Source organism: Klebsiella sp. G-Nf4 (assembly GCF_002810615.1).
GTDB lineage: Bacteria > Pseudomonadota > Gammaproteobacteria > Enterobacterales > Enterobacteriaceae > Klebsiella > Klebsiella variicola.
The window spans coordinates 138,723-162,776 of sequence record NZ_PION01000001.1; the positions used below are offsets into that span (position 1 = coordinate 138,723).

Consider the following 24,054-nt stretch of genomic DNA (forward strand, 5'->3'; position numbering starts at 1 on the left):
TGTCGCGCCGGGCCCGACGGGCAACGATCGCGGTAACGCCTGGTCGTGATGCAGACGCAGGCCTGCTGCGCTATGCAGGTCTTGTGCCAGAATTTAATTTATTGATTTGTAATGGAAAACAAAAGGTGATTACTGACGGGAGCGTGACCTCGTCACTAATGACGATGACGCAGAGCGCCGACGTCAGACGCTCTGCGGGGGTAAACGTGGCTAGGCGAGAGGGCGGCAGCGGTCGAAGTGCGATTCGCTCAGGCCGACGTCACGCGCGGCGGCGCTGATAGCCTGCCAGCTGCCGGCATCCAGCGGGATCCCCTGCGCCAGCCGCGCTTCGCGGTTGGCGGCCTCCCATTCGCCGGGCGCCAGCACCGGGGCATCGGGATCGTGCGGCGACTGTTTACACCATGCGATAAAGGCCTCCGTCTGCGCCTGGCTGTCCGGGGCATCGAACGCGTCCGGGCGCAGGATCACCGTGGTCATGCAGTTAAAGATGGCGTCGACGCTGATCTGCAGGCTCTCCTGATGGGTGGTTTGCCCCCCGGAGAGCGCGCCGCCGAGCACTTCGCACAGCGTCGCCAGGGCATAGCCTTTGTGCTGGGCGAAGGTGAGCAGGGCGCCCAGCGGCGAGGTCTGCATCACCGCCGGGTCGGTGGTGGGGAGCCCTTTGGCGTCGATCAGGCAGCCAGGGGCCACGGCTTCGCCTTTATGCCAGGCGACGCGGGTTTTACCAAAGGCGATGGCGCTGGTGGCGTAGTCCAGCAGCAGCGGAGGATGGCCCGCGCGGGGAAACACCACGCACAGCGGGTTAGTGCCGAAGCGGCTGTCCTTCCCGCGGAACGGGGCGACCATCGGGTCGCCGATCACGCTGACGAAGTGAATGGAGATCAGCCCCGCGGCGGCGCACTGCTCGGCCCAGTAGCCGATGCGCCCGACGTGATGCGCATTGCGCAGGGCGATTGCCGCCATGCCGTGCTGCTTCGCCTTTTCAATGCCTAACTGCATCGCTTCGTGGGCGACCACCTGGCCGAAGCCGGCGTTGCCGTCGAGGGTGACCACGGCGCCGGCGTCTTTGGTCACCGTGGCGTGGCGGTTGAGCTGCAGAAAACCACCGGCGTGGGATTTCACGTAGCTTGGGATCATCCCGATGCCGTGGGAGTCATGCCCGGCAAGATTGGCAGCGATCAGATGGTCCGCGACGAGGGTGGCTTCTCTTGAGGTACTGCCGAGATGGGTAAACAGTGAGACGACAAACTGATGCAGATCCGTCGCCAGAAAGCGGTGTCCTGTTGGCACTGATTCTCTCCTGTAGTCTGTTGTTATTTTGTTATGTTTGCCGTTTTATGCTGCGCCGCCCGGCGCAGAAGGTCAAGGGCGGGGGCTTCCGGCGGAACGTCACTGCGTCTGAGTCAGGCGACAGGCGATAAAAAACCGGGCCGGGATCGCGTTTTAATTAACGCCATAAACACCACATTTTTAAATTCTGCCAGTGTCACAAAAGCCAGAAAAAAGCCATCCCCGGCGTTGCAAGGGGAGCTGATACCACTATATGTTAAATTTGTGTTTATTAATTGATGGTTAAAGGTTGGTATCATGTATAAGAAAATAAGTGGTTTAGTGGTTTCACTGACGGCCGTTTTCGCCTGTGCCGCCTGGGCGGAGGTGCCTGCGGGCTATCCGGCGGATTATCAAAAAACGGTTGATGCCGCCGTAAAAGAGGGCAAGGTGGTTATTTATTCCACCACCGATACCAAAGCAGCCGGGCCGTTAATTAAAGGATTTGAAGCGCAATATCCGGGCGTCAAAGTTGAATATAACGACATGAACAGCACCGAGCTGTATAACCGCTATATCAGCGAGCAGGCCGCCGGGGGCGGCAGCGGGGACGTGGTGTGGAGCTCGTCGATGGATACCGCGCTGAAATTAGCTACCGAATACGCCGAACAATATGCCTCGCCGGAGGTGAAGCAATTACCCGACTGGGCGGTCTGGCAGCAGAAAGCCTATGGCACCACCTACGAGCCGGTGGTGTTTATCTATAACAAACGGCTGATCCCGCAGAATGAGGTTCCGGATTCGCATACCGCGCTGGCAAAACTGATCGCCAGCCAGGCCGATAAATTTAAAGGCAAAGTCACCACCTACGATATCGAAAAATCGGGCCTCGGCTTTATGCTGGCGGTGCAGGACAGCCAGGCCGACGCGAACTATTTTGCCGACCTGGCGAATATCGCTAAAGGCGGTCTGACAGTGCAGTCTTCCACCGGCACGATGATGGAGCGCGTCTCCTCTGGCGAAAACCTGATCGGCTATAACATTCTTGGCTCCTATGCCGAAGCACGGGCGAAAAACGATCCCTCTTTAGGCATCGCCTATCCGAAAGATTACGTGCTGGTGCTCTCCCGCGTCTCGTTTATTAGCCAGGAGAGCGAACATCCCAATGCAGCGAAATTGTGGCTGGATTATGTCTTGTCGGAAAAAGGCCAGCAGATCCTCGCCAGCCAGGCGGATATTCCCTCTATTCGTCGCGATATTGAAGGTAAAAATGATATCGATGGTATGACCGCGCTGTTGGGCAAAGCGTTAAAACCGATCCCGGTCAACGAAACGCTGCTCGATTATTTACAGCCGCAAAAACGTCTGCAGTTTATTAAACAATGGCGCAGCGCCGCCGCGAAATAATCCTCCCCAGGGGGCATCGTTGATGCCCCAATTCCACACCCGGCGGGTTTTTTCTCCTGACCAAAGGGATGAACCATGAATGTATTACGCAGAAAGTGGCAGGGGCTGCCGCGCGGCGTGGTGGTGTGCATCACGGCGCTGGTGATTTACGTCCCGCTGTTATTTATTGTGGTGCAGAGTTTTCTCTCCGCGCCATTCTTTTCCCGCTCCAAATCGTGGAGTCTGGAAGCGTTCGCCTTTATTTTTACCGACCCGGATTTTTATCTGGCGTTAAGGTCAGGGTTTATTCTGGCCTTTGGCCTGGTGATTATTGCCATTCCGCTGGGCGGTATTTTGGCTTTTCTGATGGTGCGCACCGATTTACCCGGCCGGCGGATCATTGAGCCGCTGATCCTGGTGCCGATCTTCGTCTCGCCGATGGTGCTGGGCTTTGGCTACGTAGTGGCCGCCGGGCCGGTAGGCTTCTTTTCCCAGTGGGCGCAGCAGCTGATCGGCTTTGTACCGTGGAATATCTACTCGATGTTCAGCATTGTGGTCATCGCCGGGTTAACCCACGTTCCGCACGCCTATCTCTATATCTCCTCGGCGCTGCGCAGCGTCGGTTCGGACGTGGAAGAGGCGGCGCGCACCGTCGGCTCCACACCGCTGCAGGTGATGACCTCGGTGAGTCTGCCGATGGTGCGGCCATCCATTCTTTACGCCTGCGTGCTGCTCTTCTTCCTCGGTCTGGAAGTTTTCGGTCTGATGCTGGTGCTGGGCGACCCTGAGGGCAACATGGTGCTGGCGACCTATCTCTATAAGCTGACCAACAAGCTCGGCACCCCCTCCTACCATCTGATGGCGGCGGTGGCGGTGGTGCTGATCTGCATCACCATCCCGCTGGTGATGCTCCAGCGTCGGCTGATGCGCACCGCCAACCGCTTTGTCACCATGAAGGGCAAGGCGTCGCAGGCGCGGGCGCTGCCGCTGGGCAAATGGCGCTGGGTGGCCGGGGCGGTGGTAGTGGCCTGGCTGACGGTGACCATCGGCGTACCACTGCTCGGCGTGGCGCTGCGCGCCTTTATCTCCAACTGGGGCGTCGGCGTGTCGCTGTGGGATGAGCTGTCGCTGGCGACGTTCCACAATATCTGGCAGCAGCCCAACCTGCTGCGGGCGATCGTCAACTCGATGGCTATCGGCATCGTCGGCGGCGCGCTGGCGGTGGTCTGCTATCTGTTTGTCGGCATCGCCATGCACCGCAAAGCGGACAACGTCACCCGCTTTCTCGACTACAGCGTGCTGGTCCCGCGCGCGGTGCCGGGGCTGCTGGCCGGTCTGGCCTTCCTGTGGGTGTTCCTGTTTGTGCCGATGTGGCTCGATCAGTCGCTGAAGCACGGCTGGCTCTCAGCGCTGCCGGTGGCCGACTGGCTGCGCGAACACGTTATCGTGCAGCTGCGCGCCCTGCGCAACACCATCTTCAGCGTCTGGCTGGCCTACACCGTGGTATGGATGGCCTACGGTCTGCGGCTCATCTCTTCGACGCTGCTGCAGGTGGGCCCGGAGCTGGAGGAGGCGGCGCGCAGCACTGGTGCCTCACGGGGGCAGATCACCCGCCACGTCACCGTCCCGCTGTCGCGCTATGGGCTGATTGGCTCGTGGCTGTTGATGTTCCTTATCTTTGAGCGCGAGTATTCCACCGGCGTCTATCTGCTGTCGCCGGGTACGGAAACCATCGGCTCGATGCTGGTGTCGCTGTGGGCGGCGGGGGCCATTGATATCGTCGCGGCGCTCTCCTTTATCAATATTCTGCTGGTGGTGGTTGGCCTTGGCATCGCCCTGCGCTTTGGAGTGAAATTACATGATTGAGTTATCGGTAGAAAATCTGCATCTCACCTATGGCGACAACCCGGTGCTGAAGGGGGTGTCCATGACGCTTGGCCGGGGGGAGGTAGTATCGCTGCTGGGGCCTTCGGGAAGCGGCAAAACCACGCTACTGCGGGCGGTGGCCGGGCTGGAGAAGCCGACGAGCGGACGGATCGCCATCGGCAACCGTACGGTGTACGACGGTACGCCGCGCAGCGAAATCCCGGCCGAAGAGCGTAACCTGGGCCTGGTCTTTCAGTCCTATGCCCTGTGGCCGCACAAAACGGTGTTCGACAACGTGGCCTATCCGCTGAAGCTGCGTAAAGTCGCCGCCGGGGAGATAAAAGAGCGGGTGCAACGCGTGCTGGATCAACTGGGGCTGGGGCACCTCGGCAACCGCCATCCGCACCAGCTCTCCGGTGGCCAGCAGCAGCGGGTGGCCATCGGCCGGGCGCTGGTCTACAACCCGCCGGTGATCCTGCTGGATGAACCGCTCTCCAACCTTGACGCCAAGCTGCGCGAAGAGGCGCGGGTGTTTCTGCGCGAGCTGATCATCAAGCTGGGCCTGTCGGCGCTGATGGTCACCCACGATCAGAATGAAGCAATGGCTATCTCCGATCGTATTCTGCTGCTGAACAATGGCGTCATTGAGCAGCAGGGGACGCCGCAGGAGATGTACGGCAGCCCGGCGACGTTGTTCGCCGCTGAGTTTATGGGCAGCAATAACCGCCTGCACGGTAAGGTGACGGCGCTGGAGAACGGCTGTGCGAGGGTTGAAGGCGCCAGCTGGACGCTGTGGGGACGAGCGGGCGAGGGGGTCAGCGTCGGCCAACCGGCGACGGCGGTGATCCGCGTCGAGCGCCTGCGTCTCGACGGCGCAGCGCAGGATAACAGCCTCCAGCTACCGCTGCTGACCAGCATGTACCTCGGCGACCGCTGGGAGTACCTGTTCCGTACCGAAGGCGACGACTTTCCGCTGCGCGCCTACGGAACGGCGCTACGCGATGCCGAACACTGCCATCTGACGCTCCCGGCGGAGGATGTGTGGATTTTTCCGCAGCGGTAACTACGCGAAGCCACGGAAGGCAAGCATCAGTACGTCGCGCTACGTTCAGGGTATGACAAAAGCGTTTTGCGCCTGGCTGCGAGGCGGGCAGGCAAGTAGGGTATATCGGTTTTGGTCAGCAGCAAGTCGACGGTGGTGATATGGGGACATACTTTTTCGTTTGATAAAGGTTGATGCTGATGCGGAAACCCTGCGGAGTGCAATTATCGTAAATCTGGTGTTTTAATACGCCGCTAAACACAATATGCTGGTGTCTTCCCCACATGCGTGGGGGTGTTTCTCGAAGAAGTCGAGTCTGGTGCATTTGATGGCGGTCTTCCCCACATGCGTGGGGGTGTTTCTGAGGGGATACAGAAAGAAAAACTACCCTTTCCGTCTTCCCCACATGCGTGGGGGTGTTTCCTTTCAGCAACAAGCGGCTATCGTTCGGATTGAGTCTTCCCCACATGCGTGGAGGTGTTTTCGCCTTTCAAGTGACGACAAGTCACGTCTGTGCGCATTTCTCAGATGGAAGGGGATTCCTGACGTAAAGGCATCAATGCCGTGACATAGTTATCCTTAATGTAGATCAATGTCTTCGAAATTTCGTTTGGCCAGCACAGTCTCATATATTTTTTATATGATTTTACTTATAAATATTCGTGAACTATGTTTGTTCTATACTTTCTTTAGGGACATCTAAATCGTTCGAGTTTCTTACTCGTCTGGAGATATTGTTCTTCATATTAATTATTTATAATTTTTTATATTATTATTTTTGGCTTTTATCTTTAATTCAGCGTGTTGTGGATATTTTTGATTTTATAAAAAGTTATTTATAAATTTCCCGGTTTTTAGTATTAATAAAGGGCACATGTTTTTTAAGGAAAAATTCCATGAGGCGCTTGACCAGGGTTTCGCTACAAAATCAACATGCCATAGCGGCGATAAGTTTTGAGAACTGCCCAGCGAAAACCCGGATGTTGAGTGATGGTCGCGTGGTGCAGGGACGCTCGGTATTGAGCCATTGTCAGATTGTCGGGGAGATTGCTCGGGCGCTTATAGCGCTGTATCCCGAGTCGATGCGAAGTCGACTCTTTCCAGCGGGAAGTGAAATGGCGGCTGCCGGTCACGATATCGGAAAGGTCAGCCCAACTTTTGCCGCCAAAATTTTTGCAGCATGTGACGTTAATGATCACCGTCTTGCTGGGTTATCGGCGGTGAACCCCGGACTCGAAACACTCTGGGGAGGACATGCAGGCGTCAGTCAGGCGACAGCGGAAAGTTTACATGCTCCGCGCTATGTTCCTGAGATCCTCGGTCAGCATCATGGTTTTAATCCAGGGCTCAACGGCAGGCGTGGCGACGCTGAAGTATTCGGCGGGCCGCTCTGGTTTGATGAGCGTAAAAAACTCGTGGATAAGCTGAAAGCGGAATTCTCCGCAGATTGGCCGACATTTGATTCAGCCGCTCAGGCTCGCGTGGTCGCCGGGTTGACCTCGGTAGCTGACTGGATTGGCTCCGGTGAGTTTTTTGAAAATCCTGAGCAAGCGTGGCAGCCTGTCATCACAGCAGCCCTTAATAACGCCGGCTTTATTAAACCCGTTATCCGTCAGGGACTATCCTTTGAGGACGTCTTTTTCCCTGACGATCCGTCGAAGAAACCACGCGAAGCGCAATCGCGCTTTATTGACCAGGTTGTGGGGCCTGGTCTCTATATTCTCGAAGCGCAAATGGGAATGGGGAAAACCGAAGCCGCGTTATACGCGGCTTATCAAATGTTGGTCCAGGAAAAAGCAACCGGCATTTATTTTGCGCTACCCACCCAGCTAACCTCGAACAAAATATACGATCGCTTTAATGCGTTTTTGCAACAGATTGTCAGTACTGAAACCCCGCGACATGCCTTACTTTTGCATTCCGGCGCCTGGTTGATGGATACCGAGATGGGGGAGGAAGGAAGCCCTGGTGGTGCGTGGTTTAACCACCGTAAACGCGGCTTATTAGCGCCGTTTGCCGTCGGTACCATCGATCAGGCGTTGATGGCGGTGATGAATGTTCAGCATGGTTTTGTCAGAGCGTATGGGCTCGCAGGCAAGGTCGTGATCCTTGATGAAGTTCATACTTACGATTTATACACTGGCACGATTCTCAATGCGTTAGTCGAATTCCTCCGTCAAATCGACTGTACAGTGATTATTCTTAGCGCCACGCTGAGTCAGACGCGTCGCGACGCATTACTGCAGCAAAGCACAACCAGTGAGGCATACCCGCTGATTACCGCGGCGCCATCAGCGGAACGGGAGCGCGGTCTGGTCGAGATTGGCGTTCCCGTCACCGAGAATACCACCGTCATCCTCCATTCTTGTCGTAAAGATGAGTCCGCGCGGGAAGAGGCGCTGCGGCGCGCAGAGCTCGGGCAGCAGGTGTTATGGATTGAGAACACCGTTGCCGAAGCGCAACAAACATATCTGGACTTGGCCAGCCGGGCAGTCGAGGCGGGATGTGAAACAGGACTCTTACATTCCCGTTTTACGCCCCAGCAACGCAACCGGCATGAGCAACGCTGGGTCGCGCTTTACGGCCGGGCGGGTTGGCCCCAACGTAAACAGTGCGGACGCATTTTAGTCGGGACCCAGGTTCTGGAACAATCCCTCGATATAGATGCTGATTTCCTCGTCAGCCGTTTTGCGCCAACCGATATGTTGCTGCAACGTCTTGGTCGGCTGTGGCGGCATACCGATACCCCCCGCCATGCCAGCGCGAAGGCGGAATGCTGGCTATTGTCCCCCTCGCTGGAGAGTGCATTAGCCAACCCGGGTTCTGCATTCGGCATGAGCGCGATGGTCTATTCGCCCTATGTGTTATGCCGCAGTCTGGAGGTCTGGCAAGCGATCCCGTCCCTCTCATTGCCTGGGGATATTCGCCCCCTGATCGATCAAACCTATACCGAGCGCGCTGAAGAGGGGACATGGGCCAGCCTATTGCATGAGCTGAAGAATGGCAGCCGTTTTCGTTCAGGAGAACAGGCGCTGCAGTCGCTGGCGAAGCTCACGTTATCTACCGGCGGGAAAACTCTGCCTGAGCATAAAGCGGAGACTCGCTATAGCGATCGTGACACCCATGACCTGTTGCTGCTGCGTGGTCTGCGTACGCAAGACGGCGTCACGTATATGCGCCTGCTAGATGGTGCTGAATTAACCCTTCCGCATGGGCGCCATCGTTTAAGTCGGGCGCAGTGGCGACAGCTGGCGGTGGCGCTTAATCAGCAGCTGGTGCGAGTTAGTCCGGCTTTTTGTCCGCCCACAATAGCTAAAAGTGAGCTGGAAAAATTACACCTGCAGGAGGTGTTCTATCTCGGTCGCCCCGAAGATGACGAGGCGTTACTGCGGGTCGCCATTGTCAGCTCAGCGGGTGAGTTGAAGACGCTGGATGGCCGGCCCGCAGGCGACAAATACACTCTCGAATATAGTGAATATCTTGGCTTCCGGGCCATTTCCAAAAAGGAATAAACCATGGAGAACCGCTTCAATTTGATTGATGAACCCTGGATTGCGGTCGTGGATGTGGGGTTGGTCAGTTTAACCGATATTTTCAGCCAGCCGGAATTACGCGCTTTAGGGGGGAATCCGGTACAAAAAATCGCACTCACCAAATTGCTTTTAGCCATCGCCCAGGCGGCTGTGACACCGACGGATGATAGCGACTGGCAGCAGATGGGCTGGCAGGGGATGGCTAATTGCTGCCTGCAGTATCTCGCTAAATGGCACGACCGCTTCTATCTGTATGGTGAAAAGCCGTTTTTACAGATGCCTGCTATTCAGACCGCGGAATGTAAGCCCTTGGGCGTTTTATCACCGGAGGTGAGCACCGGCAATACCACGATTTTGACCGAAAGCCAGCAACAGCAGCAATTATCCGATGCAGATAAAGCGCTAACCATTATAACGCAGATGGGGTTGGGTCTCGGGGGCAAGAAAACCGATAACGCTGTGGTGTTAACGCCGGGCTATCGCGGTAAACAAAACGAAAAAGGTAAACCGAGTAGTGGCAAGGCCGGTGTTTCTGTCGGGCATATGGGACTGTTACATTCGTTCTGGCTGGGCGATTCCATCGTACAGAGCGTTTGGCTCAATTTGTTTACCGCTGAGGATATTACGCAGCTGGCGATGTATCCCACGCTGGGGACTGCCCCATGGGAGCGAATGCCGACAGGGGAAGATGATGACATTGCGCGCTCGTTGAAAGCGTCGTTGCTGGGCCGCCTGATCCCGATGGGTAAATTTTGTCTGTTAGCTGAGAACGGCATTCACTATAGCGATGGAATAAGCCATGCCGGCTATCTGGAAGGCAAAACAGACCCCTCGGTTTCCGTCGATTTTTCAGGAAAGAAACCGAAGGCGTTATGGGTTAATCCGGGTAAACGCCCCTGGCGCGAGCTGACATCGCTATTGCAGTTTATTGAGCAAGATAGCCCCCGGGGATTTGAAACTCGCCAGCTTAGTCTTCCTCTGCAGCGGATATCCCATAATACGGAACAGTTTGCGTTATGGTCGGGCGGCTTACGGGTGAGTAGTAATGCGGGGGAACAGTACGCTTCAGGCACCGATGATTATGTGCAGTCAGAAATATGGTTGTCATCAGATTTAATCAATCACTCATTTTTAGAATTTTTAAAATATGAAATGACGCAACTTGATGCCGTGCAAAAACAGCTCTGGGGGGCGGTTGTGCGTTATTTCCGCCAGCTATCAGATATTGATAAATCAGCGACAGGAAAGGCTCAACCCTTTGTGGCAAAGCAGGCCGAAAAAGCGACGGCGCTATTCTGGCAACTTTGTGAGCGTCAGGCTCAGACCTTAATTAATGTTTGCTTGAATTTCGGGGAAGACCATTCCGCGCGTCATCAACTACGAAAAATTTTTGCCAGGTACGCCGGGCAGGTTTTTGATCAGCTTTGTCCCGCCGACAGTGCACGTCAATTAGACGCCTGGGCGCAGGCTCGGCCTAATTTCTCCAAATACCTCACCCTCGATTAAGGAGGATCTTCATGGATCAGTTTCCTGCAGACGTTACCGCCGAAAGCGCCGGTAACGAATCGCATGCCAAACGATTTGTCGGTTACGTGATTGAGCGTATCGCGAAAGACAATGGTTTTGCCGCCCGCCTTAAACGAGCGGATAACCCGGCGACCGAGTATCAGAGCTGGGAAATCCTGGCGGGGTTTGGCATTGACCTGGAAAAAGAGTGGCAACGCCTGCCGTACTGCGTCATTGGCGCCGCGCTGGCCAAGGCGAAACCGGCCAGCAATGGTACAACCACTCTGGGGGCCGCCATTGCGGGTTGTTATCCTGATGGCAATCAGTCTGAACAGGCGAAAGCTCGCCTGCGGCGGTTGTTGGCCTGTACATCGACGAGCGAAGCGTGCCGTATTTTGCGCCCGCTGTTGGCATTAATGGCCAGCCGTAGTGTGACACCGGATTTCGCCGGGCTACTCAATGAACTGCAGTGGTTCTCTGGCAACAGTCGCGAACGGATCCGCGCCCGCTGGGCGCAAGAATTCTATCGTCGTGCCGATGAGACTGCCGGGAATGAGATGAGGAATCCACATGACTGAACTCTTTGCGAGTGCTTTATATCTTGATCGCGCCGCGGTGAAAGCCCTGAAAATCAGCGATGCCTACTCCCTGCACCGGGTGGTGTACAGCCTGTTTGCTGATGCGCGCACAGACCAGGAGAAGTGCAGTCATATGTCGAGCGGGATTGCCTATGCCGACCAGGGCGGGGATTTTCATGGCCGCAAAGTATTGATCGTCTCTGACAGGCCTCCGGCTGTAAAGGTTGATGGGCTGTATGGTGAGGTTATCAGTAAATCGATTCCGGCTGCCTTTCTCTCCCACTCGCGTTATCGCTTTCAGGTACAGGTGAATCCGGTACGGAAAGATAAGCAAACGGGTAAACGCGTCGCGGTGAAAGGTCGGGCTGATATTGCGCAGTGGTTCATTCAGCGCGCCGCCAGCCGCTGGGGCTTTGAAGTGGATGCGCCGAGCCTGCAGATTGACGCGGTGGAAGTGCTGCAATTTAAAGATAAAGCCGGCCGCCAGGTGACCCTTGGCAAGGCGACGGTGCAGGGTTTGCTTACCGTCACAGACCAACAGCAGTTCCAGCATAGCTTTCATCATGGCATTGGCAAAGGGCGAGCCTTTGGCTGCGGCCTGCTGCAGATTGTGCCCGTTGTTGATGCTCTTTTTTCCTGATGGTTAAACAATTTATTAAGGATAATCTTATGACTACCCCGTTCAGAAACACCCGTATTGAGTTTCATATTTTGCAGTCTTTCCCGGTGACCTGCCTTAACCGCGATGATGTGGGCGCCCCCAAGTCCGCCATCGTTGGCGGTGTGTCGCGCGCCAGAGTGTCATCGCAGTGCTGGAAGCGCCAGGTGCGTCTGGCGCTGCCTGATTTTGGTATTCGTCTCGGGGTGCGGAGTAAAAAAACTGCCTCACTGCTGGCCAACGCCTGTCGCGCACTGGGAGCGAGCGAAGAGCAGGCCACCGGATGTGGTGAAGCGATGGCTGCTTTTTTCTCCGATGATACCCTGTTGTTTCTCAGCGAGGCTGAGGCCGCCGCATTTGCGGCTTATGCGCAGGAAAAAGATTTTGACGCCGCCAGCCTGAAAGACAAAGAGCTGGTCAAAGTCGCCAAAAAGGTGGTTAACAATACCCAGGATGCTCTGGATATTGCGCTTTTCGGGCGTATGGTGGCCAAAGCGGCGGATATGAACGTCGAGGCGGCGGCCTCGTTCGCGCATGCCATTTCCACCCATAAAGTGAGCAATGAGGTCGAGTTCTTTACTGCCGTGGATGATTGTAAAACAGAGGATGAAAGCGGTTCGGCACATATGGGCAGTCTGGAGTTTAATTCGGCGACCTACTATCGCTATGTCAGCCTGGATCTCGGGCAACTGGCGCAGACGTTGGGTGAAGACGCCGATATGAAAACCGCCGTCGCTGCTTTTGTTAAGGCGCTGTACGTCGGCGTCCCTTCAGCCCGACAGACAACGCAATCCGGGGCCTGCCCGTGGGAATATGCCCGCGTGTTGCTGCGGAAAGGCCAGGGTCTGCAGGCTTCTTTTGAACAGCCCGTTAAGAGTCAGGGCGAAGGCTTCTTATCGCCCAGTAAAGTGGCGCTGCAAGACTGGCTGCATAAAAAAGAAAAACTCTCCGGTTCCCTGTTCGGTAAGCAAGGCGATTACGAGTGGGGCGAGGACCTCGATTACAGCATTGACAGCCTGATCGCTGACTTACAGTCACATCTGTAATGGACGGTGGAGATGAGCCAAACTACGCAATATATGCTGCTGTGGCTTGAAGGGCCGCTGCAGTCCTGGGGATTTGATTCAAAGTTCGGTGTACGCGATACGCTGAATTTCCCGACCCGCTCGGGGATTCTGGGGCTGATTTGCTGTGCTCGAGGCGCCGCGGGGCCAGAGGTCGAGTGGCTGGCGGAGATGAATAACCTGCCGATGGAGGTTCGCGCCTACGCCCGAACCGACAAGCAGGGCCAGCCGCACCTACGTGAGCCGACATTGTGCGACTTCCAGATGGTGGGCAGCGGTTACGACGACAGCGATCCGTGGCAAAGCCTGCTGATCCCTAAAACATCCGATGGAAAGAAAGCCGTAGGTGGTGGAACTAAAATGACCTACCGCTACTACCTCCAGGATGCCGTCTTCGCGGTGGTGATGGCGCTTGGCAGTAAGCAGGCTGAGTTATTGCCGGAGGCTTTGCAAAATCCGGTATGGGATTTGTATCTGGGGCGCAAGAGTTGTGTACCTACTGAGCTTATCTACCAGGGTATCTATGACAGCGCAGAATCGGCCTGGCAGCAGGCACAGAAGTTAGCCGATAGCAAGCAGCGAGCATTGAGCTATACGGTCATTGAAGGGGAAGGGAATGGTGATGTCATCACGCTAAATGATGTCCCGCTGCAGTTTGGCCGGCATAAGCGTTATCGGGATCGCCAGGTGACCGTGCTGGAGTTCGGCTAATGGCCCAGGGGGAGAGACTGTTTGTCAAAGTCACCCGCGAACTTCTGCCTCAGGTAAAAGATAAATATCCTTTTCTCTACCTTGAGCGCGGGCGGCTGGAGATCGATGACAGCAGTGTGAAATGGGTGGATGCGGATGGCAACGTAGTGCCTCTCCCGGTTGCGACCATCAACACGCTGCTGCTTGGTCCCGGGACAACTGTGACTCATGAGGCGATCAAAACCGCAACCGCGGCTAACTGCGCGGTGTGCTGGGTGGGCGAGGATAGCCTGCTGTTTTATGCCGCTGGTTTTTTGCCTACTGCAGATACCCGCAATCTTAAAGCGCAGATGGCGCTGGCCTGCGATGCTTCGTCTGCCCTCAAGGTTTCCCGGGCGATGTTTGCTAAACGCTTTCCGGATGCTGATCTGGAGGGTAAAAGTTTAAACAGCATGATGGGCATGGAGGGGAGTCGGGTTCGCGCGTTGTATCAGCAGAAAGCGCAGGAGTATGGCGTCGGCTGGAAAGGGCGTCAGTTTACACCAGGCAAGTTTGAACTGAGTGACCTGACAAACCAGGTACTGACCTCCACCAACGCCGCCCTGTATGGCATTTTATGCTCGGTTGTGCATGCGATGGGCTACTCGCCGCATATCGGCTTTATCCATTCAGGTAGCCCTTTACCGTTTGTCTATGATCTGGCCGACCTTTACAAAGAACGGCTCTGTATTGATTTGGCATTTTCACTCTCGAGGGAAATGGCGGGCCGCTACGATAAACACAAAGTCTCTGAGGCATTCAGAAAGCGAGTGATAGCCCTGGATTTGCTCAACCTGATTGCGGCCGATATCAATGAGCTGATGGGAGGGAAAGGTGCTCGTCGTACTGGCAAATGAGCTGCCGCCAGCGGTCCGTGGACGAATGAAGCTGTGGTTTGTCGAACCCCGGCCAAATGTTTTCGTCTCAGGCGTCAAAGATTCGGTCGCGCAAACCGTTGTTGATTACCTGATGCAGTACACGCCTGTGGAATCAGGCCTGATGCTGTTTCGCAGTATTCCTCAACCGCCTGGTTATGAAATTCGCTACAAGGGTGAGGTCAGAAAGCCGATTATTGAACTCAGTGGGTTACAGCTGATTATTGAAACCCTAAAACTGTCGTAATACGTGGATATTGTGGTTAAACTCTCGCTCTTTCACAATATGTTGGTGTCTTCCCCACGCACGTGGGGGTGTTTCCAACGAACCAGCTTAAATTCGCACATAGCACCTGTCTTCCCCACGCACGTGGGGGTGTTTCTCTACCTGTCAATCCTGCAATCCTGCCGGGGGGGTCTTCCCCACGCACGTGGGGGTGTTTCTAAAATCGCCGGGTGGGAGGACTGCCGCACCGTGTCTTCCCCACGCACGTGGGGGTGTTTCTTTAATTACATCAATGCCGGCTAGTGTAATCTCGTCTTCCCCACGCACGTGGGGGTGTTTCCAGATGGTCCCTGGACAGCCCTTCCAGTGCTGGGTCTTCCCCACGCACGTGGGGGTGTTTCCAGATGGTCCCTGGACAGCCCTTCCAGTGCTGGGTCTTCCCCACGCACGTGGGGGTGTTTCCATCCGGCGCCTTAACGAGCACTACCGATCCTAGTCTTCCCCACGCACGTGGGGGTGTTTCTCCGGAGAACGCAAAAGCGGGCAAGGCGATTGGGTCTTCCCCACGCACGTGGGGGTGTTTCTGAAGTAGCCTTTTTATTATTCCTGAACAATCCGTCTTCCCCACGCACGTGGGGGTGTTTCCGTGCCGGTGAGCACGTCGCCAATGCGCCCCATGTCTTCCCCACGCACGTGGGGGTGTTTCCGTATCACGACTGCCTGGTGAACCTGCTGGATAGTCTTCCCCACGCACGTGGGGGTGTTTCCCACTACGTTTGTGGCTCCATCATGCAGCAGATGTCTTCCCCACGCACGTGGGGGTGTTTCCTTTGTCGGCGGCGGCGGGGCCAGTACCGGGATGTCTTCCCCACGCACTGGGGGGGGGTCTACGTAGAGATAAACCCGGCCCTCTTTATCGTGGTCTTCCCCACGCATGTGGGGGTGTTTCCGGGGCTCACCTGCGTAGTTGTTGGCCGTCAGCGTCTTCCCCGCGCATGTGGGGTGTTTCCATGATTACCTCGTATCAGAGCGGCCGCTATCTGTCTTCCCCACGCATGTGGGGGTGTTTCTCTCTTGATACTGACTCGGTGCCCGAGCGAGACGTCTTCCCCACGCATGTGGGACTTAGCAATAAGCGGAATACTCGTATTAGAATAAATATTTTATAGCCAGCGAAACTAAAATAATTTTTAGCTAATGAAACTGTCGTTTGGGAGATGTAGGAATATTTTATTGCGATAGAGAAGGGAACTGTTTAAAACAATAACGGCGAATGATTATTATAAAATGAAGGATAGGGAATTCATATGTTTCGACTTTACCAGCCACATGATTTAATACGCCAATTAAATCCTGAAGACTTTCAATATATTTTGACTCCAGCAGGTTCGCTAAGAGAAGCGTGTATACATTACGACCTCTCCTGTGAGGCGAATGGTCACAGCCTCGCTTTTGGCCTACCGAAGGAAATATACAATTCATCTCCACATAAAAGGCCATATGAACGAAGGCAACGTAGCTATGCAGATCCTATCTACGATGAGGTAGAGCACAGACTACAAATTGGCTGGCTTGTTGGTGTGGATATCTCCAGGTGTTGGAGCAGTGACAGAAATCCATTTTACATCGACGACAATGGCGATTTAATTTTTACCCCTACCACTTCGTTATACCATGCGTGGTTTAAGGACGAAATTATGAACGCCTACAGGCACACGATTGCCGATCGCCAAGGAAGGAGGCCAGCTCCCACTCAGCGTATACAACACAATTATAATGGCTCAAGAATCGCACCAGCGTCAAAGACACTAAACAGTAAGACCATTGGCCGACTGCTAGCCGCTGGCGGTGTATATAATGGCAACATTGAAGGATTCCATGAAACAGCGTTGCAACTAGGTGGTGATGCGCCTGCAGGTTACGACCAGATTATGGACAATAAAGGATTACTCATTGCTGGAGCCTCTTTCGCGGCAGGATTAACAATGGGTAGATTGAATCCTTTAAGTGAGTTAGATGAGTTATCGAGTCTCAGTAAAATACCAGCCTTTGAAAGCCCGTATGTGAAGGGCTTCATCTCTGAGAACGGTACGTTAGTGAATGCTGAACACGCCGTTATCGATCCGAAAAAACTCGCGACGTACGCTTTAGATTCAACACATCCTACAGGCGGTCATAAGGCTCGGGTGTTTGAGTCTGCCCTGGGGTACAACCCAACGAATGCGGATGTCTTAGCAGCACGAATTCAGAAGGGCGTATTATCGGCCCCAGCAAAGATATTGCAGACAAACAACTACGGTCAAACAATGGCTGTAGATATGCCAATTTTAGGCGTCAATGGTGAAACGGCGGTCATCCGTACAGGCTGGATGTATGAAACAGATGCGCTCGTTCCTCGCCTGACAACTATTTACGTTAAATAGGGAAATAAACATGAAAAGAGCCGAATTAGACGTTGTGGTTTTAGGTGAGGATTTACCGAATGAAGGGCTGGTAAAAGGAACGCTTGGTACGATTGTTATGGTTTTTAATGCGCCAACAACTGGCTATCTGGTCGAGTTTTGCGACGAGAAAGGAAAAACAATCGCAATGCCAGTTTTATTCCCCGCCCAGCTAAAGCGCTATTTCACGATTGGTAACCTGAAGTCTCTGATGGTGGAAGGTAATTATCCCGTAGCCGACCCTGTAGACCCAGACGTCATGGCAGATTTAATGCACAAAGTCGCGCCTGCTGAATGGGAGGACAAGAAAAGAAGGGTCTATGAGGATATTCAACGACTATTGATTAGTCGGCCGGACTACGCGGATATGTTCAATATTATGGATGGGGGTGAGTACAATGGCATGACATTGTACAGCCTGGTGCAGGCAGAGAACGGTGAACCTGCATGGTCGAATATCTTTGTTCGAAACTTTGAGACGCGTATTAACGAAATCTATGTCGATCCGAACCTCAATGACAAAGTAGTGATTGGTGAAGAGGGCATGTCCGTGATTGTCTACAGCTTCACAGATGACCGTTTCGAAATCCGCGATAAAGTCTCCTCGGATTATGTCATTGAGTCACATACCCACTTCAACGGACTGTTGTCCGCCCTCATTGAGCCGGTCAGCTGAATCCGACACATCCATACCTTCAGCGTTTCCCACGGACGTGGGAATTTTTTTCCGCTCAGCTTACCCCGCCAGATGGCACACGGCTTCAATATTGTGCCCGTCTGGTGCAATCACAAAGGCGGCGTAGTAACTGGCGTGGTAGTTTGGCCGTAACCCCGGCGCGCCGTTGTCCTTTCCTCCGGCGGCCAGCGCCGCCTGCCAGAAGGCATCGACCTGCTCGCGGCTGTCGGCGCGAAAGGCGATATGCAGCGGCGTCGGTTTTTCCGCACTTTGATAGAGGCATAGAGAGACATCGCCGCTGCCGGCCAGCTCTGCGCCGTAGCTCGGCTCGCCTTCGCCAACCAGCGTTACGCCAAGCGGGGCCAGGGCCTGTAAAAAGAACGCTTTGCTGGCGGCATAGTCGCTAGCGCCGAATTTCACATGATCGAACATATCTTCTCTTCTCCTGTGGATGGGGATCGCCAGCTGAACGGTTCAGCCAGGAAATAGATGGGAAATAATTAACAACGGTTAGTAACTTTTTTAACAGCTCAAATTGTTTAATTATTCCTAAAACGAGTATTTACAGACGTTTAATCTGCCATGTACCATAAACAAAAATAACATTTGTGATACAAGTCACTCTTTTTGGCGCATGGGTAAGCTCAGTGCGGTGTCTACGCCGCCGGTTTGCCGCCTCAAGGTTTATGGCAGCACCCTTCTCACGATGACATTCCGGTGAATTTCTCTCCGATTTCCCGCGTTTCGTTGAGAATCGTCTACTATCCAAACGATAACCCTATAAATGATATCGCCACTGGCGATGTTTTATCCGACTTGCCGGGCCGGGCCAGACGTTAAGTGGTTGCGAAGCGTAATGGTATCGGTTCCAGCACGACATTCACTGGGTTTGTCAGCGACAAAAACAGTAATTTTCAATGACAGGAATGTGATGATGTCGAGCGAGAAAACCAACAATTCCAGGCGTGATTTCCTGGTGAAATCGATGGCGCTGATCCCGACGGTGGTGATCGGCGGCGCGGGAGCAGGGGCCATTGGCGTGGCCACCAGCGCGACCGCGCAGGCGGCCCCCGCGTCTGAGCCCGCTTCCGGGAACACCGTGGCGGCCAGCGACTGGAAGCCGCAGTTCTTCAACGATCGTGAGTGGGTGTTTATCAACGCCGCCGTCGCTCGCTTAATCCCGGCGGATGAACTCGGTCCTGGCGCCAAAGAGGCCGGGGTGCCGGAGTTTATTGACCGCCAGCTCAATACCCCTTACGCCACCGGCTCCATCTGGTACATGCAGGGTCCCTTCAACCCCGACGTACCGAAAGAGATGGGCTATCAGCTGCCGCTGGTGCCCAAACAGATCTATAACCTCGGGATCGCCGATGCCGAGGCCTGGTGTCAGGACAAGTATCACAAAACCTTCGCTGAACTGAGCAGCGAGCAGCAGGACGAGGCGCTCGGCCTGTGGGAATCCGGCAAAGCCGAGTTCAAACAGCTCCCGGCCTCGCTGTTCTTCTCCTATCTGCTGCAAAACACCCGCGAAGGCTTCTTCAGCGACCCGATCCATGGCGGCAATAAAGGCATGGTCGGCTGGACGCTGATTAATTTTCCCGGCGCGCGCGCCGACTTTATGGACTGGGTTGAACGAAGCGAACGCTATCCCTTCCCACCAGTATCAATTAATGGGGAGAGGGCGTAACCATGGCCACCGTATTGAAAAAAACCGATGTCGCGATCGTCGGCTTCGGCTGGGTTGGGGCGATCATGGCCAAAGAGCTGACCGAAGCCGGGCTCAACGTCGTCGCGCTGGAGCGCGGCCCGATGCGCGACACCTGGCCGGACGGCGCCTATCCGCAGGTGATTGATGAGCTGACCTACAACATCCGCCGCAAGCTGTTCCAGGATCTGTCGAAAAGCACCGTTACCATCCGGCATAACACCAGCCAGCAGGCGGTACCGTATCGCCAGCTGGCGGCCTTCCTGCCGGGTACCGGCGTGGGCGGTGCCGGGCTGCACTGGTCCGGCGTGCATTTTCGCGTCGATCCCATCGAACTGCGGATGCGCAGCCACTATGAAGAGCGCTACGGCAAAAACTTCATCCCCCAGGATATGATCATTCAGGATTTCGGCGTCACCTACGACGAACTGGAGCCGTTCTTCGATAAAGCGGAAAAAGTGTTCGGCACTTCCGGGACTGCCTGGTCGATCAAAGGCAAGGTCGTCGGCAAAGGCCGCGGCGGCAACGCCTTCGCCCCGGACCGCTCGGACGACTTCCCGCTGCCGGCGCAGAAAAACACCTGGTCGGCGCAGCTGTTTGAAAAAGCGGCGCTGGAAGTGGGCTATCATCCCTATAACCTGCCTTCCGCAAACACCTCCGACTCCTATACCAACCCGTATGGCGCGCAGATGGGCCCGTGCAACTTCTGCGGTTTCTGCAGCGGCTACGCCTGCTACATGTATTCGAAAGCCTCGCCGAACGTGAACATCCTGCCGGCGCTGCGCCAGGAAAAACGCTTTGAGCTGCGGACTAACGCCAACGTGCTGAAGGTCAACCTGACCGACGACAAATCCCGTGCCACCGGCGTGACCTACGTCGACGGCCAGGGGCGCGAAATGGAACAGCCGGCGGACCTGGTGATTATCGGCGCCTTCCAGTTCCACAACGTGCACCTGATGCTGCTCTCCGGGATCGGCAAACCCTACAATCCGGAGACCGGCGAAGGGGTGGTGGGGCGTAACTTCGCCTACCAGAACATGACCACCATCAAGGCCATTTTCGACAAAGACACCTATACCAACCCGTTTATCGGCGCGGGCGGCAACGGCGTCGGGGTCGACGACTTCAACGCCGACAACTTCGACCACGGCGCGGCCGGCTTTGTCGGTGGTTCTCCATTCTGGGTCAACCAGGCCGGGACCAAGCCCATCTCCGGTTTTCCGGTTCCGCCAGGCACCCCGGCGTGGGGCAGCAAATGGAAAGCGGCGGTAGCCGATACCTACACCCATCACCTGTCGATGGATGCCCACGGCGCGCACCAGTCCTATCGCCAGAACTACCTCGATCTTGATCCAAACTACAAAAACGTCTTTGGCCAGCCGCTGCTGCGCATGACCTTTGACTGGCAGGAAAACGATATCAAGATGGCGCAGTTTATGTTCGATAAGATGGCGCCGATCGCCAAAGCGATGAAGCCGAAATATATCCTCGGCAGCCCGAAAAACGCCAACAGCCACTTTGATACCACCAGCTACCAGACCACCCATATGAACGGTGGGGCGGTGATGGGGGAAGATCCGAAAACCAGCGCCGTGAACCGTTATCTGCAAAGCTGGGACGTGCATAACGTCTTCGTCATCGGCGCCTCCGCGTTCCCGCAGGGGCTGGGCTACAACCCAACCGGCACGGTGGCCGCGCTGGCCTACTGGTCAGCGAAGGCGATCCGCGAGCAGTATCTGAAAAATCCGGGACCCCTGGTGCAGGCATAAAGGAAGGCAGATGATGAAAATGCAATGGTTATCGGCCCTGGTGCTTGGGGCATTGAGCTGCGCGGCTTTTGCCGAAGAGGCGCCTGCGGACAGCAATCTGATTAAGCAGGGGGAGTATCTGGCGCGGGCGGGGGACTGTGTCGCCTGCCACACCAACGGCAAAGCGGGCAAACCTTTCGCCGGTGGTCTGCCGATGGAGACGCCGATCGGCACCATCTACTCCACCAATATCACGCCGGATAAAGAACATGGCATCGGCGGGTACACCTTCGAAGAGTTCGACGACGCGGTGCGCAAGGGCGTGCGGAAAGACGGTTCCACGCTCTATCCGGCGATGCCGTATCCTTCGTTCGCGCGGATCAGTGAAGCGGACATGCGCGCCATGTACGCCTACTTTATGCATGGCGTGGAACCGGTGAATGCCGCCAACAAGGACACCGATATCCCGTGGCCGCTGTCGATGCGCTGGCCGCTGGCGTTCTGGCGCGGCATCTTCGCCCCGACGCCGAGCGACTTTGTCGCCAACCCGCAGGTTGACCCGGTGCTGGAGCGCGGCCGCTATCTGGTGGAAGGCCTGGGCCACTGCGGCGCCTGCCATACCCCGCGCAGTCTGACGATGCAGGAAAAAGCGCTCAGCGAAAGCGAAGGCGATGATTACCTGGCGGGCAGCAATGCGCCGATTGACGGCTGGGTCGCCTCCAGCCTGCGCGGTGAAAACCGCGACGGTCTGGGAACCTGGAGCGAAGCCGAACTGGCCGAGTTCCTGAAAACCGGACGCAACGATAAATCGGTGGTCTTCGGCGGCATGAGCGATGTGGTGGAGCACAGTCTGCAGTATCTCTCTGATGACGACATCACCGCCATCGCCCGCTATCTGAAGTCGCTCCCGCCGCGTGGCGGCAAACAGACCCCAGCCCCGGTGGAAGACAGCGTGGCGAAAGATCTGTGGAAGGGTAATGACAGCAAAACCGGCGCCGCGCTGTACGTTGATAACTGCGCCGCCTGCCACCGCACCGACGGCGTGGGCTACCAACGCGCCTTCCCGTCGCTGAAGGGCAACCCGGTGGTGCAGACGGAAGATGCCACCTCGCTGATACACATCGTTCTGACCGGAAGCACCACGCCGGCGGTGAAAGAGGCGGTCTCCAACCTGACCATGCCGTCGTTCGGCTGGCGTCTGGACGACCAGCAGGTGGCGGATGTGGTCAATTTCATCCGCACCAGCTGGGGCAACAATGCGCCGGCGGTCAGCGCCAGCGATGTGGCGAAGGTGCGTAAGGAGACCGCGGCGCACGATGAGAAGGCGTTAGGCAACGCCGATATCTCGAAGCTGCCGGGGGCCGGACAGTAACCGTCAGGGTTGCGTCGCCCGCGCGGCGCAACCCATACTTAGCGAAGACGTAAAATACTGTCTGAATCAAGGAGTTTGCCTTCATGCTGCATGCAGAGCGACTGACCTGCATCGTTGACGATCGACCGCTGTTTGCGGCGCTGACGCTGTCCCTCGCAGCCGGCGAGCTGCTGCAGGTCGCCGGTGATAACGGCGCGGGGAAAACCTCGCTGCTGCGGATCCTCTGCGGCCTGGCGCGCCCGGAAAGCGGGGTGGTGAGCTGGCAGGGGCAGCCGCTGGCGAAGGTCCGGGAGTCATTTCATCGTCAGTTGCTGTGGCTGGGCCATAAACCCGGCGTCAACGCGGCGCTGACCGCCGATGAAAACCTGCGTTTCTTCTTTCCATCCAGCCGCCTTCAGCAGCGGGAAAGCGCCCTCGCCGCCGTCGGCCTGGCGGGCTATGAAGACCTCCCCTTGAGCCAGCTCTCCGCCGGGCAGCAGCGGCGGGTGGCGCTGACCCGCCTGTGGTTAACCGACGCGCCGCTGTGGATCCTCGATGAGCCGTTCACCGCGCTCGACGCCACGGCGATGGAAACCCTGACCCGCCGCCTGGAGCAGCACGCCCGGCAGGGGGGAAGCGCGATCCTCACGACTCATCAGCCGCTGCGGCCGCTGCGCTGTCCGTTGCGCACCCTGCGCCTCGGCGGCGACGCGGGAGGCGGGCAATGATGCGAGCGCTGTTGGCCCGGGAACTGCGCCTGGCGTGGCGCAGCGGGGCGGAGATCCTCAATCCGCTCTGGTTCTTTCTGATCGTCATCACCCTGTTTCCGTTCGGCGTCGGCGCCGCGCCACAGCTGCTGGCGCAGATTGCGCCGGGCGTGGTGTGGGTCGCCGCGCTGCTGGCGGCGCTGCTGGTGATGGATCGGTTGTTTCGCGACGACTGGCAGGACGGTTCCCTGGAGCAACTGATGCTCCTGCCGACGCCGCTGGCGGCGGTTGTGCTGGTGAAGGTGGTTGCCCACTGGATGATGAGCGGCCTGCCGCTGCTGATCGTCTCGCCGCTGGCGGCGCTGCTGCTGGGGATGAGTCTGCACGATGCCGGCGTGCTGGCGCTGACCTTGCTGCTCGGCACCCCGACGCTCAGTTTTCTCGGCGCGGTGGGGGTTGGCCTGACGGTCGGTCTGAAGCGCGGCGGCGTCCTGCTGAGCCTGCTGGTGCTGCCGCTGGCGGTGCCGCTGCTGATTTTCGCCACCGCGGCCTGCCAGGCGGCGGCCGCTGGGCTCCCGGTCAGCGGCTATCTGGCGATGCTGGCGGCGTTCTTAACCGCCAGCGCCACCCTGTGCCCGTTCGCCACCGCCGCCGCGCTGCGGCTGACCGTGCAATAATTCGCTGCGCCTGCGGG

The 24,054-nt window shown here is 56.4% G+C and carries 20 protein-coding genes and 1 CRISPR repeat array; of the genes, 18 read left to right on the forward strand and 2 right to left on the reverse strand.

What is annotated here, in order from left to right; all coding sequences use genetic code 11:
- Positions 1-210: 210 nt before the first annotated feature.
- Positions 211-1,290, reverse strand: a complete 1,080-nt coding sequence (locus CWM57_RS00690) for a malate/lactate/ureidoglycolate dehydrogenase (RefSeq protein ID WP_100675463.1) — start codon at positions 1,288-1,290, stop codon at positions 211-213.
- Between the two features lie 297 nt (positions 1,291-1,587).
- On the opposite strand from CWM57_RS00690, the gene CWM57_RS00700 reads away from it, so the two are divergent.
- The 13 genes from CWM57_RS00700 to CWM57_RS00765 all read left to right on the forward strand — a co-directional run bounded on the left by CWM57_RS00700 (position 1,588) and on the right by CWM57_RS00765 (position 17,849).
- Complete coding sequence (locus CWM57_RS00700; protein ID WP_012541442.1) at positions 1,588-2,676, forward strand: ABC transporter substrate-binding protein; 1,089 nt, start codon at positions 1,588-1,590, stop codon at positions 2,674-2,676.
- A gap of 75 nt (positions 2,677-2,751) precedes the next feature.
- On the forward strand, positions 2,752-4,521 hold the full coding sequence (locus tag CWM57_RS00705) for an ABC transporter permease (RefSeq protein ID WP_100675464.1): 1,770 nt from the start codon (positions 2,752-2,754) through the stop codon (positions 4,519-4,521).
- Entirely contained in the window at positions 4,514-5,584 is a 1,071-nt protein-coding gene (locus tag CWM57_RS00710; protein ID WP_100675465.1) for an ABC transporter ATP-binding protein, read from the forward strand. Before CWM57_RS00705 ends, CWM57_RS00710 begins: the two co-directional genes overlap by 8 nt.
- Before the next feature lie 875 nt (positions 5,585-6,459).
- Positions 6,460-9,075 (forward strand): CRISPR-associated helicase Cas3', encoded by a 2,616-nt coding sequence (gene cas3, locus CWM57_RS00720; protein WP_100675467.1) that lies wholly within the window; start codon positions 6,460-6,462, stop codon positions 9,073-9,075.
- A gap of 3 nt (positions 9,076-9,078) precedes the next feature.
- Positions 9,079-10,602, forward strand: a complete 1,524-nt coding sequence (gene casA, locus CWM57_RS00725; RefSeq protein ID WP_100675468.1) for a type I-E CRISPR-associated protein Cse1/CasA — start codon at positions 9,079-9,081, stop codon at positions 10,600-10,602.
- Positions 10,603-10,613: 11 nt separating this feature from the next.
- A complete protein-coding gene (gene casB / locus CWM57_RS00730) occupies positions 10,614-11,180 on the forward strand; it encodes a type I-E CRISPR-associated protein Cse2/CasB (protein ID WP_100675469.1) in 567 nt (188 codons plus the stop codon).
- The gene (gene cas6e / locus CWM57_RS00735) at positions 11,173-11,820 is read left to right on the forward strand and encodes a type I-E CRISPR-associated protein Cas6/Cse3/CasE (protein ID WP_100675470.1); all 648 of its coding nucleotides are present in this window, start codon (positions 11,173-11,175) and stop codon (positions 11,818-11,820) included. Before casB ends, cas6e begins: the two co-directional genes overlap by 8 nt.
- A gap of 29 nt (positions 11,821-11,849) precedes the next feature.
- Positions 11,850-12,884, forward strand: a complete 1,035-nt coding sequence (gene cas7e, locus CWM57_RS00740; protein ID WP_100675471.1) for a type I-E CRISPR-associated protein Cas7/Cse4/CasC — start codon at positions 11,850-11,852, stop codon at positions 12,882-12,884.
- 12 nt (positions 12,885-12,896) lie between these two features.
- Entirely contained in the window at positions 12,897-13,613 is a 717-nt protein-coding gene (gene cas5e / locus CWM57_RS00745; RefSeq protein ID WP_100675472.1) for a type I-E CRISPR-associated protein Cas5/CasD, read from the forward strand.
- Entirely contained in the window at positions 13,613-14,488 is an 876-nt protein-coding gene (gene cas1e, locus CWM57_RS00750) for a type I-E CRISPR-associated endonuclease Cas1e (protein ID WP_100675473.1), read from the forward strand. Before cas5e ends, cas1e begins: the two co-directional genes overlap by 1 nt.
- Positions 14,466-14,753 carry a type I-E CRISPR-associated endoribonuclease Cas2e gene (gene cas2e / locus CWM57_RS00755; protein WP_100675474.1) on the forward strand — a complete coding sequence of 96 codons (288 nt, stop codon included), beginning with the start codon at positions 14,466-14,468 and terminating at the stop codon, positions 14,751-14,753. The genes cas1e and cas2e overlap by 23 nt, the downstream gene beginning before the upstream one ends.
- A gap of 47 nt (positions 14,754-14,800) precedes the next feature.
- Positions 14,801-15,560: a CRISPR direct-repeat array (repeat unit 28 nt; unit sequence GTCTTCCCCACGCACGTGGGGGTGTTTC).
- Between the two features lie 479 nt (positions 15,561-16,039).
- Positions 16,040-17,155: a DUF6883 domain-containing protein gene (locus CWM57_RS00760; RefSeq protein ID WP_100675475.1), complete on the forward strand. Its 1,116-nt coding sequence runs from the start codon at positions 16,040-16,042 to the stop codon at positions 17,153-17,155.
- Positions 17,156-17,165: 10 nt separating this feature from the next.
- Positions 17,166-17,849, forward strand: coding sequence for a YrhA family protein (locus CWM57_RS00765; protein WP_100630637.1), 684 nt, complete (start codon positions 17,166-17,168; stop codon positions 17,847-17,849).
- A gap of 60 nt (positions 17,850-17,909) precedes the next feature.
- Here CWM57_RS00765 and CWM57_RS00770 read toward each other — a convergent pair whose 3' ends face one another.
- Entirely contained in the window at positions 17,910-18,281 is a 372-nt protein-coding gene (locus CWM57_RS00770; protein WP_100630636.1) for a VOC family protein, read from the reverse strand.
- A 499-nt stretch (positions 18,282-18,780) separates the two neighbouring features.
- Between CWM57_RS00770 and CWM57_RS00775 the strand changes: the two genes are divergently transcribed.
- The 5 genes from CWM57_RS00775 to ccmB all read left to right on the forward strand — a co-directional run bounded on the left by CWM57_RS00775 (position 18,781) and on the right by ccmB (position 24,037).
- Positions 18,781-19,536 carry a gluconate 2-dehydrogenase subunit 3 family protein gene (locus CWM57_RS00775; protein WP_165784111.1) on the forward strand — a complete coding sequence of 252 codons (756 nt, stop codon included), beginning with the start codon at positions 18,781-18,783 and terminating at the stop codon, positions 19,534-19,536.
- Positions 19,537-19,538: 2 nt separating this feature from the next.
- Positions 19,539-21,323: a GMC family oxidoreductase gene (locus CWM57_RS00780; protein WP_061154294.1), complete on the forward strand. Its 1,785-nt coding sequence runs from the start codon at positions 19,539-19,541 to the stop codon at positions 21,321-21,323.
- Positions 21,324-21,333: 10 nt separating this feature from the next.
- A complete protein-coding gene (locus CWM57_RS00785; RefSeq protein WP_165784112.1) occupies positions 21,334-22,674 on the forward strand; it encodes a c-type cytochrome in 1,341 nt (446 codons plus the stop codon).
- Between the two features lie 83 nt (positions 22,675-22,757).
- Positions 22,758-23,381, forward strand: a complete 624-nt coding sequence (ccmA, locus tag CWM57_RS00790) for a cytochrome c biogenesis heme-transporting ATPase CcmA (RefSeq protein ID WP_012541448.1) — start codon at positions 22,758-22,760, stop codon at positions 23,379-23,381.
- Positions 23,378-24,037 carry a heme exporter protein CcmB gene (gene ccmB / locus CWM57_RS00795; RefSeq protein ID WP_032730613.1) on the forward strand — a complete coding sequence of 220 codons (660 nt, stop codon included), beginning with the start codon at positions 23,378-23,380 and terminating at the stop codon, positions 24,035-24,037. Before ccmA ends, ccmB begins: the two co-directional genes overlap by 4 nt.
- Positions 24,038-24,054: the final 17 nt, after the last annotated feature.

Excerpts from the sequence above, each read along its gene's own strand:
- cas7e (WP_100675471.1), top strand. The coding sequence starts at position 11,850 with ATGACTACCCCGTTCAGAAACACCCGTATTGAGTTTCATATTTTGCAG.
- CWM57_RS00705 (WP_100675464.1), top strand. The coding sequence starts at position 2,752 with ATGAATGTATTACGCAGAAAGTGGCAGGGGCTGCCGCGCGGCGTGGTG.
- cas3 (WP_100675467.1), top strand. The coding sequence starts at position 6,460 with ATGAGGCGCTTGACCAGGGTTTCGCTACAAAATCAACATGCCATAGCG.
- cas1e (WP_100675473.1), top strand. The coding sequence starts at position 13,613 with ATGGCCCAGGGGGAGAGACTGTTTGTCAAAGTCACCCGCGAACTTCTG.
- CWM57_RS00760 (WP_100675475.1), top strand. The coding sequence starts at position 16,040 with ATGTTTCGACTTTACCAGCCACATGATTTAATACGCCAATTAAATCCT.
- cas6e (WP_100675470.1), top strand. The coding sequence starts at position 11,173 with ATGACTGAACTCTTTGCGAGTGCTTTATATCTTGATCGCGCCGCGGTG.
- CWM57_RS00765 (WP_100630637.1), top strand. The coding sequence starts at position 17,166 with ATGAAAAGAGCCGAATTAGACGTTGTGGTTTTAGGTGAGGATTTACCG.
- ccmA (WP_012541448.1), top strand. The coding sequence starts at position 22,758 with ATGCTGCATGCAGAGCGACTGACCTGCATCGTTGACGATCGACCGCTG.
- casB (WP_100675469.1), top strand. The coding sequence starts at position 10,614 with ATGGATCAGTTTCCTGCAGACGTTACCGCCGAAAGCGCCGGTAACGAA.
- CWM57_RS00770 (WP_100630636.1), bottom strand. The coding sequence starts at position 18,281 with ATGTTCGATCATGTGAAATTCGGCGCTAGCGACTATGCCGCCAGCAAA.
- CWM57_RS00775 (WP_165784111.1), top strand. The coding sequence starts at position 18,781 with ATGATGTCGAGCGAGAAAACCAACAATTCCAGGCGTGATTTCCTGGTG.
- casA (WP_100675468.1), top strand. The coding sequence starts at position 9,079 with ATGGAGAACCGCTTCAATTTGATTGATGAACCCTGGATTGCGGTCGTG.
- CWM57_RS00710 (WP_100675465.1), top strand. The coding sequence starts at position 4,514 with ATGATTGAGTTATCGGTAGAAAATCTGCATCTCACCTATGGCGACAAC.
- CWM57_RS00780 (WP_061154294.1), top strand. The coding sequence starts at position 19,539 with ATGGCCACCGTATTGAAAAAAACCGATGTCGCGATCGTCGGCTTCGGC.
- cas5e (WP_100675472.1), top strand. The coding sequence starts at position 12,897 with ATGAGCCAAACTACGCAATATATGCTGCTGTGGCTTGAAGGGCCGCTG.
- ccmB (WP_032730613.1), top strand. The coding sequence starts at position 23,378 with ATGATGCGAGCGCTGTTGGCCCGGGAACTGCGCCTGGCGTGGCGCAGC.
- CWM57_RS00700 (WP_012541442.1), top strand. The coding sequence starts at position 1,588 with ATGTATAAGAAAATAAGTGGTTTAGTGGTTTCACTGACGGCCGTTTTC.
- CWM57_RS00785 (WP_165784112.1), top strand. The coding sequence starts at position 21,334 with ATGATGAAAATGCAATGGTTATCGGCCCTGGTGCTTGGGGCATTGAGC.